The 499-nt window shown below is 68.3% G+C and carries 1 protein-coding gene; it reads right to left on the reverse strand.

Translation table 11 applies throughout. From position 1 onward, the window contains the following. Positions 1-499, reverse strand: a 499-nt coding sequence (locus ACU8YC_RS26375) for an aldehyde dehydrogenase family protein (RefSeq protein ID WP_446896176.1), incomplete at both ends; no start/stop codon positions are given.

Below are 499 nucleotides of genomic sequence, written 5' to 3' on the forward strand. Positions count from 1 at the left end.
GCGCGCGTGCGCGGGCAGCCCCGCAGCTCGACGCCCTTGTCGCGGTAGATGGCGGCCAGCGGCGGCAGCACCTGCTCGGCGATGCCCTGGTGCACCAACAGCGTTTCCATGGTGTTGCACGGCGCGAAGCGCTGGGTCTTGGCGTTGTCGGCGATGCGAATGGCCTTGTCCACATCCGCCGCAACGTCGACATAGACGTGGCAAATGCCGTCCAGGTGCTTGATCACCGGAACCCGGGCGTCGCGGCTGATGCGCTCGATCAGGCCCTTGCCACCACGCGGCACGATCACGTCGACATAGTCCGGCATGCTGATCAGCGCGCCGACTGCGGCGCGGTCGGTGGTATCCACGACCTGCACGGCAGCAGCCGGCAGACCGGCTTCGGCGAGGCCGAGCTGGATGCAGCGGGCAATCGCCTGATTGGAATGGATCGCCTCGGAGCCGCCGCGCAGGATGGTCGCGTTGCCCGACTTCAGGCACAGGCTGGCCGCGTCGATGG

It is taken from the genome of Citrobacter sp. VF227, from assembly GCF_052950715.1.